The sequence below is a fragment of the Actinocorallia longicatena genome (assembly GCF_039534125.1).
GTDB lineage: Bacteria > Actinomycetota > Actinomycetes > Streptosporangiales > Streptosporangiaceae > Actinocorallia > Actinocorallia longicatena.
Window position 1 is genome coordinate 126,605 of the sequence record NZ_BAAAUV010000021.1, and the last position, 15,639, is coordinate 142,243.

The 15,639-nt window shown below is 72.1% G+C and carries 16 protein-coding genes; 7 read left to right on the forward strand and 9 right to left on the reverse strand.

Annotation, left to right across the window (positions count from 1 at the left end):
* The first annotated feature begins 11 nt into the window (after nt 1–11).
* Nucleotides 12–1,091: a succinyl-diaminopimelate desuccinylase gene (dapE, locus tag ABD785_RS31055; RefSeq protein WP_344835451.1), complete on the forward strand. Its 1,080-nt coding sequence runs from the start codon at nt 12–14 to the stop codon at nt 1,089–1,091.
* Nucleotides 1,092–1,120: 29 nt separating this feature from the next.
* On the forward strand, nt 1,121–1,945 hold the full coding sequence (locus ABD785_RS31060) for a hypothetical protein (protein ID WP_344835453.1): 825 nt from the start codon (nt 1,121–1,123) through the stop codon (nt 1,943–1,945).
* A gap of 10 nt (nt 1,946–1,955) precedes the next feature.
* Here the strand turns inward: ABD785_RS31060 and ABD785_RS31065 are convergent, their stop codons facing one another.
* The 4 genes from ABD785_RS31065 to ABD785_RS31080 form a co-directional block, all read right to left on the reverse strand.
* On the reverse strand, nt 1,956–2,303 hold the full coding sequence (locus ABD785_RS31065) for an HGxxPAAW family protein (RefSeq protein ID WP_344835455.1): 348 nt from the start codon (nt 2,301–2,303) through the stop codon (nt 1,956–1,958).
* A complete protein-coding gene (locus ABD785_RS31070; RefSeq protein WP_344835457.1) occupies nt 2,300–3,625 on the reverse strand; it encodes a serine/threonine-protein kinase in 1,326 nt (441 codons plus the stop codon). The genes ABD785_RS31065 and ABD785_RS31070 overlap by 4 nt, the downstream gene beginning before the upstream one ends.
* Before the next feature lie 80 nt (nt 3,626–3,705).
* A complete protein-coding gene (locus ABD785_RS31075) occupies nt 3,706–5,712 on the reverse strand; it encodes a glycosyl hydrolase family 28-related protein (protein ID WP_344835459.1) in 2,007 nt (668 codons plus the stop codon).
* A gap of 130 nt (nt 5,713–5,842) precedes the next feature.
* The gene (locus tag ABD785_RS31080) at nt 5,843–6,568 is read right to left on the reverse strand and encodes a phosphatase PAP2 family protein (RefSeq protein ID WP_344835461.1); all 726 of its coding nucleotides are present in this window, start codon (nt 6,566–6,568) and stop codon (nt 5,843–5,845) included.
* Between the two features lie 85 nt (nt 6,569–6,653).
* Here ABD785_RS31080 and ABD785_RS31085 point away from each other — a divergent pair, with 85 nt between their 5' ends.
* The 4 genes from ABD785_RS31085 (at nt 6,654) to ABD785_RS31100 (ending at nt 9,808) form a co-directional block, all read left to right on the forward strand.
* Nucleotides 6,654–7,685 carry a PHP domain-containing protein gene (locus tag ABD785_RS31085; RefSeq protein WP_344835462.1) on the forward strand — a complete coding sequence of 344 codons (1,032 nt, stop codon included), beginning with the start codon at nt 6,654–6,656 and terminating at the stop codon, nt 7,683–7,685.
* A 34-nt stretch (nt 7,686–7,719) separates the two neighbouring features.
* Entirely contained in the window at nt 7,720–8,463 is a 744-nt protein-coding gene (locus ABD785_RS31090) for an enoyl-CoA hydratase/isomerase family protein (RefSeq protein ID WP_344835463.1), read from the forward strand.
* A 19-nt stretch (nt 8,464–8,482) separates the two neighbouring features.
* Nucleotides 8,483–9,100: a histidine phosphatase family protein gene (locus ABD785_RS31095; protein ID WP_344835464.1), complete on the forward strand. Its 618-nt coding sequence runs from the start codon at nt 8,483–8,485 to the stop codon at nt 9,098–9,100.
* Between the two features lie 78 nt (nt 9,101–9,178).
* Nucleotides 9,179–9,808 carry a TetR/AcrR family transcriptional regulator gene (locus ABD785_RS31100; RefSeq protein ID WP_344835465.1) on the forward strand — a complete coding sequence of 210 codons (630 nt, stop codon included), beginning with the start codon at nt 9,179–9,181 and terminating at the stop codon, nt 9,806–9,808.
* A 3-nt stretch (nt 9,809–9,811) separates the two neighbouring features.
* On the opposite strand, the gene ABD785_RS31105 is transcribed toward ABD785_RS31100, so the two are convergent.
* Nucleotides 9,812–10,243: a hypothetical protein gene (locus ABD785_RS31105; RefSeq protein ID WP_344835466.1), complete on the reverse strand. Its 432-nt coding sequence runs from the start codon at nt 10,241–10,243 to the stop codon at nt 9,812–9,814.
* Between the two features lie 6 nt (nt 10,244–10,249).
* On the reverse strand, nt 10,250–11,101 hold the full coding sequence (locus ABD785_RS31110) for an alpha/beta hydrolase family protein (protein ID WP_344835468.1): 852 nt from the start codon (nt 11,099–11,101) through the stop codon (nt 10,250–10,252).
* 170 nt (nt 11,102–11,271) lie between these two features.
* On the opposite strand from ABD785_RS31110, the gene ABD785_RS31115 reads away from it, so the two are divergent.
* On the forward strand, nt 11,272–12,990 hold the full coding sequence (locus ABD785_RS31115; RefSeq protein WP_344835469.1) for a hypothetical protein: 1,719 nt from the start codon (nt 11,272–11,274) through the stop codon (nt 12,988–12,990).
* A 60-nt stretch (nt 12,991–13,050) separates the two neighbouring features.
* Here the strand turns inward: ABD785_RS31115 and ABD785_RS31120 are convergent, their stop codons facing one another.
* The 3 genes from ABD785_RS31120 to ABD785_RS31130 all read right to left on the reverse strand — a co-directional run.
* The gene (locus ABD785_RS31120) at nt 13,051–14,118 is read right to left on the reverse strand and encodes an NAD(P)H-dependent amine dehydrogenase family protein (RefSeq protein WP_344835470.1); all 1,068 of its coding nucleotides are present in this window, start codon (nt 14,116–14,118) and stop codon (nt 13,051–13,053) included.
* On the reverse strand, nt 14,115–14,885 hold the full coding sequence (locus ABD785_RS31125; protein WP_344835475.1) for an SDR family oxidoreductase: 771 nt from the start codon (nt 14,883–14,885) through the stop codon (nt 14,115–14,117). The genes ABD785_RS31120 and ABD785_RS31125 overlap by 4 nt, the downstream gene beginning before the upstream one ends.
* 86 nt (nt 14,886–14,971) lie before the next feature.
* A partial coding sequence (locus ABD785_RS31130; protein ID WP_344835471.1) for a TetR/AcrR family transcriptional regulator occupies nt 14,972–15,639 on the reverse strand: 668 nt, incomplete at its 5' end.

The window sequence follows — 15,639 nt, forward strand, 5'->3', positions numbered from 1 at the left end:
GGGTGCTCGGCATGGATCTCAGTGTGGATGTGCGGGAGCTCGTGCGGGTGCTGGTCGATGTGGAGTCGGTCAGCGGGAACGAGAAGGCGCTCGTCGACGGGATCGAGGAGGGGTTGCGGGGGGCCGCGCATCTGCGGGTGGTGCGGGACGGGGACACGCTCGTGGCGCGGACCGAGCTCGGGCGGGACGAGCGGGTGATCATCGCGGGGCATTCGGACACGGTGCCGGTCAACGGGAACTGGCCTTCGCGGCTCGACGGGGACGTGCTGTGGGGGCTCGGGACCTGTGACATGAAGGCCGGGCTCGCCGTGCTGCTGCGCCTGGCCGTGACGCTCACCGAGCCCTCCAGGGACGTCACCTACGCGATCTACGAGTGCGAGGAGGTCGCCGCGGAGCGCAACGGCCTGAAGCGGATCGTCGAGACGCGGCCCGAGCTGCTGGCCGGGGACTTCGCGGTGCTGATGGAGCCGACCGACAACGGGGTCGAGGGCGGGTGCCAGGGGGCGCTGACGGTCGAGGTGACCGCGCGGGGGGCGCGGGCGCACTCGGCGCGGTCGTGGATGGGCGAGAACGCGATCCACGGGATCAAGCCGATCATCGATCTGCTGGAGGGCTACGAGGCCAGGGAGCCCGTCGTGGACGGGATCCGGTACCGGGAGGGCCTGAACGCCGTGTTCGTGCGGGGCGGGATCGCCCGGAACGTGGTGCCGGACGAGTGCGTGGTCTCGGTGAACTTCCGGTTCGCCCCCGATCGTGATCTCGTGGCGGCCGAGGCCCATCTGCGGGAGCTGTTCGACGGGTTCGAGGTGGCCGTGGTCGACGCGAGCGAGTCGGCGCGTCCCGGGCTGGACCATCCGGCGGCGGCGGCGTTCGTGCGGGCCACCACGGGACACGACCTGGCCGAGGCCGTCGAGAAGGACCTCGTGCGGGCGAAGCTGGGCTGGACCGACGTGGCGCGGTTCTCGGAGCTGGGGGTGCCCGCCGTCAACTACGCGCCCGGGTCGCCTACGCTGGCCCACCACAAGGACGAGCGGGTCTCGCTGCCGGACGTGGTGGCGTGCGAGGAACGCCTCCGCGCCTGGCTGGCCTAGGCACTGACCCGGAAAGGTACGTTTTCCTCATGCGGTGGCGCTGGGTGGTGATCATGCTGGCCGCGGCGCTGGTGTGCGCCGTCGGTGTGGGCGGTTATGTCCTGGTGGAGAAGGTCAAGACGGCGTTGCGCGTCGACGAGTGCACGGTGGCCCTGCCCGCGGACTCGCTCAGCCTCGATCTCGACCAGGCCGCCAACGCCGCGACGATCGCGGCCGTCGCCTACCGCAAGAAGCTCCCGGCGCGCGCCCTGGTGATCGCCTACGCGACCGCCGAGCAGGAGTCGCACATCGAGAACCTGCCCTTCGGCGACCGCGACTCGGTGGGGATCTTCCAGCAGCGGCCGTCGCAGGGCTGGGGGCGGGCCGACCAGCTCCAGGACCCCGTGTACTCCACGAACCGGTTCTTCGACGCGCTGGTGAAGGTCAAGGACTACGAGAAGCGCCCCCTGCACGACGCCGCCCAGCGGGTCCAGCGCAGCGCCGACGGCTCCCTCTACGCGCAGCACGAGCCGATGGGCAAGATCCTCGCCGAGGGCTTCGGCGGGACCGCCCCCGCCTCGGTGACCTGCTGGTACGGCGAGGACCCGCCGCGCGCCGCCGACGCCACCAAGGCCCTGCGCGAACTGCGCCGCGCCTTCGGCAGCCGCATGAAGACCGACGCCCAGGGCGTCGACCTCCCGGCCGGCTCGCCCCCCGCGGTCGGCTGGTCCGTCGCCTCCTGGGCGGTCGCCCACGCCTCCCGCTACGGCCTCACCGAGGTCCGCCACGCGGGCAAGAAGTGGACCCGCTCCTCCGGCAACGACGGCTGGTCCACCGACGGCGCCGCCCCCGCCGAGAAGGTCCTGCTCCGCTGATCTTCCGGGGTCAGCCGTGGGGGAAGTGTTCGGCGTCCTCGCGGACGGGGAGGCCGGTGGGATCGCCGTGGCCGCCGCCGCGGAGGGTGTGGCCCTCGTGGCCGAACAGGTCGGTGTCGACGATCTCGACCTCGTGGGCGCGGGGGACGGCCAGGACGACGTCGCCGAACAGGTCGAGGAACAGGGCCAGCAGGCAGCCGAGGACGATCACGACGCCGCCGGCCCAGAACATCGGCCAGACGGGGCCGAGCGGCAGGGCGAGACCGCCGATCAGGAAGCCCAGGAAGATCACGCTGACGCTGAACCAGGAGCGGGGGCGCCCGGCGTGGGAGCCGTGGGATTCCTCGGAGTCTGTCACTGGTTCTCCTTCTCGTTCTCCGACGCGACGGGGGCGTCGGCCTTCTCGGTCGGCTTCCCCGCATCGTCACCCGCGGGCGTCTCGGTGTCAGGCTCCGGTGCCTCGGAAGCGGTCTTGGACGGAGTGGCCGACAGCGTCGGCGACGGGGTCGTCGTCGGCTTCGGCGTGGCCGAATCCGACGGGACGGGCACCGTCTGCTGCGGGACCCGGGTCGTGTTCCGGGTCTTCGGGGACTCCGACTTCGCCTTCTCCGTGATCGTGGTGATGATCGAGTCGGGCTTCAGCGGCGGAGCGTCGTCCTGGCCGGCGAGGAAGAAGACCCCCGCGGCGGCGGCGCCCGAGGCCAGCAGGATGGCCGCCAGCCAGGCGGCCGTCGGCGCGATCCGGCGTCCGGGGACGGGCACGACGGCGGGCAGGGCCCAGGTCGAGGCGATCGCGGTGACGTCGCGGACCGTCGTCCAGAGATGGTCGACGGCGAGGGCGGCGGTGGGCTCCGAGCGCGGGGCCATCAGGGCCTGGCGGAGCTCGTCGGAGCGGGGCCGCTCGGCCGGGGTGCGCGAGAGCGCGGCGGCGGCCAGGGAGTGCAGCGGCTCGCCGAGGCCCTGGAGGTCGGGGCGGCGGGTGAGGACGTGCTCGGTCAGCTCGCTCGGCGTGCCGGGCCCGAACGGGTGCCGTCCGGTCCCGGCGTAGGCGACGAGCAGGCCCCAGCCGTACACGTCGGTGGCGGGGGTGGCGGGCGAGCCGGTCAGCCGCTCGGGGGCGACCCAGCCGGGGCTGCCGACGACCAGGCCCGTCTGGGTCATGCCGTCGGCGCCGTCGAGGGTCCTGGCGATCCCGAAGTCGATCACGCGCGGGCCGCCGGGGGTGAGCAGGACGTTGCTCGGCTTCACGTCCCGGTGGATGATCCCCGCGGCATGGATCGCGGCGAGGGCGTCGGCGACCCCTATCGCGACCGCGTACAGGGCGTCCGAGGGGAGCGGCTCGTCCTCGTGGACGACCGCGGCGAGCGGCGGGCCGTCGAGGTACTCGGTGACGAGGTAGGGGGTCGAGGCGTCGCTGCCGTCCTCGATCAGCCGGGCGGTGTGCGCCGAACCGATCTGGCCCGCGTGCGAGGCCTCGGCCCGGAACCGGGCCCGGAACATCGGATCGACGGCGTCGGCCCGGCGCAGGGTCTTCACCGCGACGGGCCCCGCCTCCGTCTCCGCGAGATAGACGACGCCCATCCCGCCGACGCCGAGCCGGCCCAGCAGCCGGTACCCCCCGATCTGCTCGGGATCTCCGGTGCCGAGCGGCTCGGTGGCAACGTTCGTCGCCCGCGCCATCTGTCCTCCCGTGGTCGAGGTCCACCGGGCCTTTCCCACGGGAGGGCGAATGATGCGTGTTCAGGGTGAATCGGCTCTGATCACCAGGGAGCGGGCGCGGGCGGAGCGACGACCGGTGGACGGTCGTCGCAGGTGATCGTGTTGGGCAGCTCCCAGCCGGCCAGCCACGGGCCCGTGGTGCCGCCGCCGTCGTTGCCGCCGAGGTCGGTCACCGAGAACTCCGAGCCGGTGGGCGGGAAGCCGAAGGAACCGCAGTTGTTGATCCCGACGGCGCCGACGTTGCGGGCGTCCACGTTCTCGAAGGAGGCGGAGCCCTTGACCCGGGCGCTGAGGACCGAGGTGCCGGTCCCGTCGACCCGGACGTCCTTGAAACGGACCCCGGTGATCGAGTACAGGTCCTTCACCGGCCAGTCGCTGACCATCATGATCGCGTTGTAGGTGCTGTCGAGGTAGTGGTCGCCGGTGACCCGGACGTCGGCCGCGATGTCCTTGTCCAGGGCGTAGAACCAGATCGCGCCGAGGCCGATCTTCCAGTTCAGCTCGAACGTCCCCGCCCGGGCGGTCGTGTTGCCGCTGAACAGCAGCCCGCCGGTGAACGCCTCGGCGCCGAAGCGGGACCCGACGTGCAGGGCGCTGCCCTCGCGGACGGGGTCGGCGACCAGGTTGCCCGAGACCGTGGTGCCGGCGCCGCCGTAGATCGCGATGCCGTTGGCCAGGGTCGGCGACTGGACGGTGTTGTGGTCGAAGGTGTTGTTCGCGTTGGAGGTCTTCTCCGACCACATCGCGAGGGCGTCGTCGCCGGTGTTGCGCAGGAAGTTGTTCCTGACGAGCGAGTTCGAGACGCCGGTGTGGAAGTTCAGGCCGTCCGCGATCTGGTCGACGATCACGCTGTTCGTGATCTTCGTGTTGTTCATCGGGCCGTCGAACCAGAGGCCGACCTTGGTGTGCTGGATGTAGAGGCCGTCGATGGTGGAGTCGCTCATCGCGCCGCCGACGCCGTTGACCTGGTCGGCGTCGATGCGCTCGCGGACGTCGCCCTGGATCGCGAAGCCGGACAGGTGGACGTTCTTCGACCCGCCGTCCTGGGCGTACCTGCCGTAGAAGCCGACACCGGTGTGCACCGAGCCGTCCGGGGCCGGGGTGTCGAGCGCGACCTCCCTGCCCTTGATGATCGTGTACCAGCTCCCGGCGCCCTCGATCGTCACGTCGTCGACGATGATGTGCCGGTCGACCCGGTAGACGCCCGGCGGGATGTAGACCCTGAGCTTGGCCTTCTTGGCGAAGGCGATGGCCTTGTCGATGGCGCCGGCGGAGTCGCGGCGGCCGAGCGGGTCGGCGCCGAAGGCGAGGACGTTCGCGGCGGCCAGCCGGACGTGCGGCGCCCCGACGAGCTCGGAGTCGAGCAGGTCGATGACGGTCCAGGCGGCGTTGCTTCCGGCCGGGACGGTCAGCCTGATCTTGTCGCCCGCCTTGTAGGTCCGGCCGAGCAGGAGCCGCTGCTCGTCGTAGAAGTGGGCGGGCCGGAACGGCTTGGTGATCTCCGGCGCCGGTGTGGTGGCGGCGGGCACGCAGCCGCACTCGGTGATCCACCAGTCGGGGTGCAGGAGGTCGGCGTTCGGGTCGTTGGTGAACGGATACTGGTTGTAGAGGTAGGAGTACTGCGAGGTCAGCGTCATGGTCCGCGGGCCGCCGCCGTTCACCGTGACGTTCAGCGGAGCGGTGATGCCTCCGCCTCCGGGGGCGTCGGGGATGCTGTAGCGCACGTTGATCGCGTTGGCGGCGCCAGGAAGCGTGAACTCCACGTACTGGCCGGGGGTGAGGCGGACCGCGGTGCGTCCCGAGGCCTCGGCGGGCAGCGTGTAGGCCGTCCGGTCGGGACCGATGACCGCGCCGTCGGTGGCCGCGTTCTCGGCCTCCTGCTCGGCGAAGCCGACGCTCGCGCCCCGGCCGGCGGAGAGCGCCGGGTCGAGGGCGGCCCTGGTGACCTTCGCTCCCGCGGGCGGCGGCGCGGGGTCGGCGTGCGCGGCCGGAGCCGCGAAGACCGCCGCCGCGAGGATCGCGGGCAGCGCGAACACAGCTCTTGGCATGGGGGGTGACCTTTCGGCTGAAGCCAGTGAGTGAGCTGGGCCACGTGGGAGGGCGCGCCCGCGAGGAACATACAATTGCCGACTAGATCACGCAAGAGTCAGGCAGGATTACGCAAAACTGAGACATCGCTCAGGTGCGGGGCGGGGCCTCCGCCGCGTCGCCGAGCGGGGAGATCTGCGGGGCGGCCTCCGGCTCGACGCCCTCCTGCGCGGGATGGACGGGCGTCCTGCCCTCGGAGCGCCGCCAGGCCTCGAACGCGATGGTCGTCGCCGCCACGACCGCCGCCCCGAGCAGCCAGCCCGCGACGACGTCGCTGATGTAGTGGACGCCCAGCGCGACCCGGCACACCCCGGAAGCGAACGAGATGAGCGCGGCGATCGTCCAGGCCAGCCACCGCCAGATCCCGTGGATCAGGGCCAGCAGGATCAGCACGGTCGTCGCGCTGCCCACCACGGCCGTCATCGCGTGCCCCGAGGGGAACGAGCCGCCCGGGAAGTGGGCGATCGGCGTCGGCAGGTCCGGCCGCGGGCGGTCGACGAGGATCTTGGTCAGCAGCCCCAGCAGGCCGCCCGCGGTGATCGTCACCACCGCCCAGGCCGCCAGCCGCCGCGCCCCCCGCACCAGCAGCCAGGCCACGAGGGCCAGCACGATCCCGCGGAACACCCAGGCGTGGAAGATGTAGGAGGTCGCCTGCATCGGCCGGATCAGCCACCGGTGGTCGAGAACGAATCCGTTGATGTCCGCGGTGCCCCGGGCGTCGAGGTCGGCGAGCGGTGCCCCCTCTCTGTCCACCGCCGCCAGGAGCAGCGTCAGCGGGAGCGCCGCCGCGAACAGGACCACCACTGCGATCAGCATCCGTTTGACCATCGCCCTCCCCTACCCGCCCGGTCGTCGCGAAACGGGCGCCCATAGAACGGCCGGGGGCGGGTAGGCAGCCGGTATGGGACCGGTGGAGGCGTTGGAGAGGATCGCGTTCCTGCTGGAGCGCGCACACGAGCCCGCCTACCGGGTAAGGGCGTTCCGCAAGGCCGCCGACCTGCTGCGCGAGCTCGGGCCCGAGGCCGTCGCCGGGCGGGTGCGGTCGGGGACCCTGACCGAGCTGCCCGGGATCGGCAAGGTCACCGCGCTGGTCGTCGAGGAGGCCTCGCGCGGGGAGGTCCCGGTCTACCTGCGGCGGATGGAGGCGACCGCGGGGGAACCGGCGGGCGAGGCCGCGGCGGCGCTGCGGGCCGCGCTCCGCGGCGATCTGCACTCCCACAGCGACTGGTCGGACGGCGGCTCACCGATCCGGACCATGGCCGAGACCGCCCGCGGCCTGGGCCACGAGTACCTGGCGCTGACCGACCACTCACCGCGCCTGAAGGTCGCCCGCGGGCTGTCCCGCGAACGGCTGCTGGAGCAGCTCGACGTGGTCGCCGCGCTGAACGCCGAGCTGGCGCCGTTCCGGATCCTCACCGGGATCGAGGTCGACATCCTCGAGGACGGCGCCCTCGACCAGGACGACGATCTGCTCGACCGGCTCGACATCGTCGTCGCGAGCGTCCACTCCCAGCTGAGGATGGACCGGGTCGCGATGACGAAGCGGATGGTCGCGGCGATCGCCGATCCGCGCGTCAACGTGCTCGGCCACTGCACGGGGCGGATCGTCCAGGCGGGCGGCAAGCGCGGCGGGCTGCGCCCGGAGTCGGAGTTCGACGCCCCCCTCGTGTTCGACGCGTGCGTCGCCTACGACGTGGCCGTCGAGATCAACTCCCGGCCGGAACGGCAGGATCCGCCCAAGCGGCTGCTGCGTCCCGCCGTCGAGGCCGGCTGCCGGTTCTCGATCGACTCCGACGCCCACGCCCCCGGCCAGCTCGACTGGCTGCCGAACGGCTGCGACCGGGCCGCCCGCTGCGCCGTGACCCCGGAGATGATCGTCAACACCCTGCCCGTGGACGACCTGCTCGCGTGGGCGGGGAAGGGCCGGTCGTAGACTCCGCAACGTTCCCCCCGACGAACGGAGCACCATGATCGGCATCGAGTCCGTGGACGGCGTCGCGATCGCCCGTCTCGAGCACGGCAAGGTCAACGTGATGGACCTGGAGTTCTGCCAGGAGATCGCCAAGGTGCTGCCCACCCTGGCGGGCGAGCGGGCGGTCGTGCTGACCGGCGCGGGCCGTGCCTTCTCCGCGGGGGTCGACCTCAAGCGGATGCTCGACGGCGGCGCCGAGTACGTCGCCGCGTTCCTGCCCGCCCTCAGCGACGCCTTCCAGGCGGTCTTCGACCTTCCCAACCCGGTGGTCGCGGCCGTCAACGGGCATGCCATCGCGGGCGGCGCGATCCTGGCCGCCGCGGCCGACCACCGGCTGATGTCGGCGGGCACCATCGGCGTCCCGGAGATCTTCGTGGGCGTCCCCTTCCCCGCCTCCCCCTACGAGATCGTGAACTGGGCGCTCGGGCCCGTCGCGGGCCGTCGCGCCATCCTCACCGGTGCCGTCCACGGCCCGGACCAGGCGGTCGCCCACGGCCTCGCCGACGAGACCAGCACCCCGGAGTCGCTGCTCGACACCGCCCTGGCCAGGGCCTCCGTCCTCGCCTCGGTCTCCCCCGACACCTTCGCCCACACCAAGCGGCAGCTGCGCGCCGAGGCGAGCGCCCGCATCGCCGCCGCCCGCGCCACCGGAGAGCCCGAGGTCCTCGCCCTCTGGACGGCCGCCGCCACCGACGGCCGCATCCACGCCTACATGGAGAAGGCCATCGGCGCCCGGTGAGGCCTGCGATACTTCCGCGATGGGCGATCGGTACCTGTATGTGGCGCGGCACGCTGAGGCGACGGAGGACGGGACCGGGCTGACCGGACGCGGGCGGCGGCAGGGCGTCCTGCTCGGGCGGAGGCTCCGGGACGTCCCGCTGTCCGTGATCACGCACGGTCCGCTGCCGCGTGCCGCGCAGACCGCCGAGGCCGTCCGGGGCGAGCTCGACGGGGTTCCGGCGATGCTCGCCGAGGAGGCCGGCGACTACGTGCCGCACATCCCCGCGGCCGAGGACCTGCCCGAGGAGTTCCGCGAGCTGTTCGTCCCGTGGCTGGCGAAGTTCTCCGCCGCCGAGGTCGAGCACGGCGACACCCTGGTGAAGGCGGCCATGGAGCGGTTCACCGGGCCCGTCGAGGGCGACGAGCCCCGGCACGAACTGCTGGTCACGCACGCCTGGCTGGCGGCGTGGCTGGTGAGGGCCGCGACCGACGCCCCTGCCTGGCGCTGGCTCGGCCTGCACCCGGGCAACGCGGCCCTCACCGTCATCCGCTACTCCCGCTACCGCCCGGCCTCCCTCCGCGTCTACAACGACATGACGCACCTCCCGGAGGACCTCCGCTGGACGGGCTTCCCCGCGGAACTCCAGTCGGTCTAGCTAGGTGACGGGATTCTCGACGAGGTAGACGGTCGGGACCGGGGTTCCGCAGGCGGCCTTGAGCAGGATAGGCGGAAAATGAACGAGTCAGACGCACAGCTCGCGGGCGAGTACGGGGCCGACCGTCCGGGGCTTCCCAGGGGACGCGCCCGGCTCCCGGTCGACGTCGTGCGGCGGGAGCAGCGGCGCCGGCTGCTGCGCGCGGTCATCTCGGCCGTCGCGGGGAAGGGTTACGCGCACACGACCGTCGGGGACGTCGTCGCGCGGGCCAGGGTGTCGCGCAAGGCCTTCTACGAGCACTTCCGCGATCTGGAGCACGCCTTCCTCAGCGCCTGCGCCGGCGCCGAGCGGCAGGTCGTCAAGGATCTGTCGGGGGCGGCGCGGGAGGGCGTCACCGCCGAGGAGATGCTCCGCGACGGCCTGCGCGCCTATCTGCGGCTCGTCGAGCGGGAACCGGAGTTCACCCGCTGCCTGCTGGTCGAGCTCCCGCCCGTCGCCCTGGAGGGCAGGGTGGCCGCCCACCGGCGCGTCGGCGACCTCCTGCGGATCTGGCGCGACTTCGCCCACCCGTCCCGCCCTCCCCTCCCCGACGCCCTCTACCTGGCCGCCGTCGGCGCGATCGCCGAGCTCCTCACCGCCCACCTCGGCGAGCCCGCCACCGCGCTGGAGGAGCCGGCGTGGGAGATCCTCCGCCGGCTCCTCGCCTGAATCTCAGGCGGCACGCGTCCAGCCGATGCCGTCCTTCAGGATGCTCCGCCCGGCCATCACCGCCGTGACGAGCTGAAGCCCGTAGGCCACCGCGACGATCGGCGGGACGCCGCTGCCGTACCCGGCCATCAGCAGCGGCGCCGACCCGACCGTCAGCCACCCCGCCCAGGAGGGCACCCGGCCGCCGCGCGCCAGGGCGATCCCGATGAGGATGACGCCGACGAGCTGACCGAAGATCCCGTAGACGAGCGGGATCCCGAACGCCGCGACGTCGAGGCCGTCGTCCAGCAGGTGCGCCAGCACCGCGTGGTCGGTCCCGGAGGTGACGCCCGCGTAGACGATGAAGTCCGGCAGCGACGCGACCGTCATCATGCAGGCGGCGGCCGTCAGGAAGACGCCGAGCCCGCCCCGCCCGCGTGAGTACGCCCTACTCAATTCCGGTCAGACCGGGCAGGTGTCCTTGTACTGGGAGATCACCGCGCTGGCGGCGGGCGCCGGGCACAGGAACGGGGAGTAGCGGGTGTCGTCGTCGAGGAAGCGCTTGAGCCAGGTGATCGTGTACTGGGCGATCGTGGTGTTCTCGAAGATGTAGGCCATATGGCCCTGATTCTTGAGCAGCAGGTAGGCCTTCTCGGCGGGGGTGATGCTGGTGAAGAAGGAGCTGGCCATGGAGCCGGCCGGGGCGATGAAGTCGTTGTCGGAGCCGAAGACGAACATCGGCACCTTGACGTTCGACCAGTTGAACTCGGTGTGCCAGGGGGCCATCGCGACGGCCGTCTTGAGGTCCGGCTTGCGCTGGGCGACGCGGAAGGTGGCCCCGCCGCCCATCGAGTGGCCGAGGACCGACAGGCGGGCGGGGTCGACCCGGTCCTTGGCGGCGCTCTTGGTCGTGAGGTAGGTCAGGGCGGCGAGCATCTGGTCGGCGCGGGCGTCCGGGAAGTCCAGGACGGTGTTCGGCTCCAGCGTGAAGACCACGAAACCCTGGCTGGCCAGGCGCGGGCCGTACCAGCTCATGGTCGACTCGGGCTCGGTGAAGCCCGGGATGACGACGACGCCGCCGAACGTCCCCTGGCTCGTGTCCGTCGGGTAGTAGAGGGTGCCGCGGTTGAAACCGGTGCCGGAACCGGCCGGGACGACCGTCCGGGTCACCGCGAACGGGCCGCTGACGGCCTGGATGCTCGCGAGGGTCGGATCGGGACCGCGTTCGTAGGGGCTGTCGAGCGCGGCACGGGCCGGGGAGACGAAGGCGGTGGCGGCCAGCAGGGCCGCGCACATGGCGATGAGCCGTCGCATGCGGAGGATCCTCTCTCGGGGGGCGGAAGGCCCCAGCAGTGTGTGACGGCCGCCACCTCGGCTCCTATGGAGTGAGGTGCGGAGTCCCCCGCGGCTCGTTATCAAAAAGAACTAGAGCGTTCTCTTGACTCAGGGGCGACGATGGCGGCCCGCGGCAAGAAGGAGCTCCCGTGTCCCTCCGTCCGGTGTCCCGATTCCCGGCCGTCCTGCTGGCCCTGCTCCCCCTCGCGCTGGGCTCCCCCGTGCCCGGCCTCGCGGCCCCGCCGGGCGGCGCGCAGCGGACCGAGACGGCCGTGACGGGCAGCTCACCGATCACCTCGGTCGCCGAGTCTGCCGTACGGGTGAAGGTGCCGCTGCCCGCGAGCGTGGGTGCGCATCCCGAAGCCTGCGACTGGCTGTCCTACCTGCGGTTCCGCTCGGTGTCCGGCCCGGCCGACCCCGCCGCGGCCGACCGGATCCTGGTCGCCCAGCCCGGGGTCCTCGAGGGCGCGGGGGCCTTCGACAGCGTCGCGCGCAACACCGTCGACCTGGCCGCACGGCAGGGGCGGCACATCGAGTTCTGGGCCCTGGACCGGCGGTCGAACTGCCTGGAGGACCACACCGGAGTGGAGGCGGGGCTGGCCGCGGGGGACGTCCACGTCGCGGTCGACTACTACTACCGGGGCAGGATCGCCGGCGGCCGGAAGTTCGCCGGATACCCCACGAACGACCAGGTGAAGTGGCTCCAGAACATCGGGCTCGAGCAGACCGTCCGGGACCAGTACGACCTGCTCGGGGCCGAGCTGCCGGGAGTCGCGCGGGAGAAGGTGCTGTGCGGCGGGCACTCCCTCGGCGGGATCCTCACCGCGTTCTTCGCCCAGTGGGACTTCGACGGGAACCCCGCGACCACCGCCGACGCCGGGTACATGCGGTGCGGCGGCTACTTCGCCCTCGACACCCGCATCCAGCGGACCCTGCCCGGCACCGACCCCGGCTCCCAGGTGCCCGGGGTCGACCTCGGGCCCGCGTTCGTCCGGAACGCCCTCGACTGGGGGCTGATCCCGCGCACCCTGTCGGCGCCCGCGGTGATCAACTCCGAGACGATGAACCTGCTGGCCGTCGCGGGCCTGGCCGCCCGGCTCGACCCGGCCGGCGAGTCCGACCTCGCGACGAGCATCCCGCCGGGCTTCAACCAGGACTCCACCTACCGGGTCCTCTTCTCCAAGGACCTCGCGACCTTCGCGGCCGGCACCCCGACGGTCAAGGACTTCCGCTTCACCAACGCCGCCGCGCTCGGCGGCCTCCTCGACGACAACTCCGAGCCGCTGGCCTTTCTCCAGGCCAGCGTCGGCTTCTTCACCGGCGGCCGCATCGCCGACAAGAGCTTCCCGCTGCCGAACGACCTCGTCCGCACCCCCGGCCTCGAAGGGCTGGCCCGGCTGGCCGGGACCGAGCGCAAGGCCATCCCGGACGAGCCGCGCGGCCCGCTCTACGGCTGGCAGGACTACGACGCGCTCAAGGACGTCCCGAAGTCCGCCGACGGCACCCCGTTCACCACCCCCGCCAAGGAGGTGACGTCCATCGGCGAGCTGGCCCGCTCCCTGTCGGAGCACCCGCTCGACTTCACCGAGCACTTCTTCCCGACGAAGATCGTCACCGATATCGCCCTCGGCTCCTCCCCCGAGATCACCAGGGACGCGGTCCACCTCGGCGGCACCACCGCCAACCCGACGATCACCCTGCTCGCGGGCGACGGGATCCTCGCCGGAGACGACACCGGCACCATCTTCGGCCAGGTCGTGGTCGCCCCCGGCTACCAGCACCTGGACGTCCTGACGGCCGCGGCCGTCCAGAACGGCGGCGGCCCCGACCCCGTCTCGGCGAACCTCGTGGAGTTCGCGGCCCGCTGACGCAGGAGCGCGCCGGGCCCGTGTGCGGATCGGGCCCGGCGCGCGTCGGTGGGGGGCGGGTCAGCGGATCGTGCCCGCTCCGGGGATCAGCGGCAGGTCCAGGGCCGTCACCCAACCGGGCGGGGCCGCGTTGACGGCCGGGACGGCGTTCAGCGCGCGCAGGCCCGTGGCCAGGCAGCCCGCGGTGGCGGCGTCGCGGCCGGAACCGTCGGTGAACCGGAAGGCCGTCTCCTGGGTGATCGACGGGGAACCCTCGATCTCGACCCGGTACACGTCGTCGACGGTGCCGCGCGGCCAGTCCGGCGCCGAGTCCTGGCCGACCCGGTTGACGTGCTCCAGCTGGATGCGCGTCTCCCCCTGGTAGACACCGTTGATCGTGAAGTGGATCGCCGCGACCCGACCGGGCTCGATGGTCCCCTTCGCGGTCTTGATCGGACGGTCGGTGACCCACTTGTCCCAGGTGGTGGTGATCTCGTCGAGTTCGATGCCCGCCGCGTGCGCCATCATCGGGACGGTCGCGCCCCACGACATCACGAGGATGTCGGGGATCTCCAGGAGCGCCTGGAAGCCGGGCGGCTGGCCGATGCCCATCTCGTTCTCGTAGTCGCCCTCGTAGTTGACGTAGTCGAGGATCTCCAGCGCGCGGACCGTGCGGACCTCGCCGCACAGGCCCATGAGCGTCATCGGGAACAGGTCGTTGGCGAAGCCGGGGTCGATGCCGGTGGTGAAGCACGACGCCCCGCCCTCCTCGCACGCCGCGGTGATCGGGTCGATCCAGGCCGCCGGGTTCTGCTTCATCGACGGCCACACCCACGGCGTCATCGCGGTGGAGGAGACGTCGATCCCGGCCCGCAGGAACGCGCCGATGACCCGGATGTTCTCGTCGGCGTGGGCGGCGGTGGGGCCGAAGTGGACGACGGCGTCCGGGCGCAGGGCGATCAGGGCGTCGAGATCGTCGGTGCAGGCGACGCCGACGGGCGGGAGGCCGCACAGCTCGCCCGCGTCGACCCCGACCTTGGCCGGGTTGCTGACGCCGACCCCGGCCAGTTCGAACGACGGATGCCTGAAGATCTCGGCGAGCACGAGCTTCCCGACGAACCCGGTGCCCCAGACGACGACGCGCTTCACGAGAACATCTCCCCGCTGTTGACGAGCAGGTGCTGCCCGGTGACGGCCTTGGCGTGGTCGGAGGTGAAGAACATCGCGACGTCCGCGACCTCCCCGTCCTCGGTCATGCGGCGCAGCGGGAAGTCACCGACGATCTCGTTGATCGCCTCCTCCTTGGTGATGTTCTTGGTGGAGGCGTTGTAGTCGACGAGCATCTGGACGGGCGGGCCCCACATCCACGACGGGACGACCATGTTGCAGCGGATGTTGGACGGGCCGAGCTCGTGCGCCAGGTAGTACATCGTGGTCAGCAGCGCCCCCTTGGACGCGGCGTACCCGGCCTGCGGAAGCTGCGGGATGTACTGCGACTGGGAGCCGATCAGCACGATCGAGCCGCCGCCGCCCTCCTTCATCGCGGTCGCGACCGGGCGGATCAGGGTGAGGGCGCCGAGCACGTTGGTGTCGTAGGCGGTGCGCCACTCGTCGGGCTTGAAGTCCCAGAGGCCGCCCCACGCGTTCTCGTAGGCGGCGACCTGGACGAGCCCGTCGACCCGGCCGAAGGTGGCGCGGGCCAGGCTGACCAGTTCGGCGCAGGCGTCGGCGTCGGTGATGTCGGCGGACAGCGAGGTCAGGCGTTCGCTGCCGAGCTCGTTCTCGATGGCCGAGAGCGTCTCCTTGGTGCGCGCGGCCATCACGACGTTCGCGCCCTCGCGGAGGGCGGCCTCGACGCACTCCCTGCCGAGCCCGCCGCCGACGCCCGTCACGATGACGGTCTTTCCCTTGAGCATTGACACCGGCCCGTCCCGCTAGAACTAGAACCCGAAACTAGAATTGGCTTCCAGATTAGGGCGGGCGTGATCCAGGTCGCAAGGGTTCATTTCAGGATGAGCCGCGCGGCCGTCTCGATCCGCTCGTAGACGCCCGCCATGTCGAACAGGCCGAGCATCCGGCTGCGCAGCGCCTCCGACAGGACCGCGCCCATCACCCAGACGATCTCCCGGTGCTGCTCGGCGGGCAGGTCCACGAGGGCCGAGGCGAAGGCCCTGTTCTGGGTGTGCACGAACTCCGCGTAGATCTCGGCGGCGCGGGCGTCCCGGGTGCACTCGAGCTGCGTGATCATCTCGTAGACGCGGGCGTCGCCCTCGAACGCGCGGGCGGCCTTCAGGTAGATCGCGGTGACCCGCTCCAGCGCGGAGGCGCCCGCCGGGTGGACGAGCCTGCCGCCGAAGCCGTGGCCCCACTTGCCCAGCGCGCACGCGAACAGGTGGTCCTTGGAGGCGAAGTACCGGTAGAGGGTGCCGAGGGCGACGCCCGCCTCGTCGGCGACGTCCTTCACCTGGATCTTCTCGTAGTCCCGCTCGGCCATCATCCGCACGGCGGCGTCCACGATCCGCTCGCGCCGCTCCCGCTGGCCGCCGCGCAGCCCGCCCCGCCGCACCGACGACGCCGTCGGGTCCGCCTCGTCCGCGCCGGGTGCGGGCCCGGCCGATCGCGGCCCGGGCGCTGCCGAGCGCCGGTCGGCGGGGGTCCGGTCGACGGGGG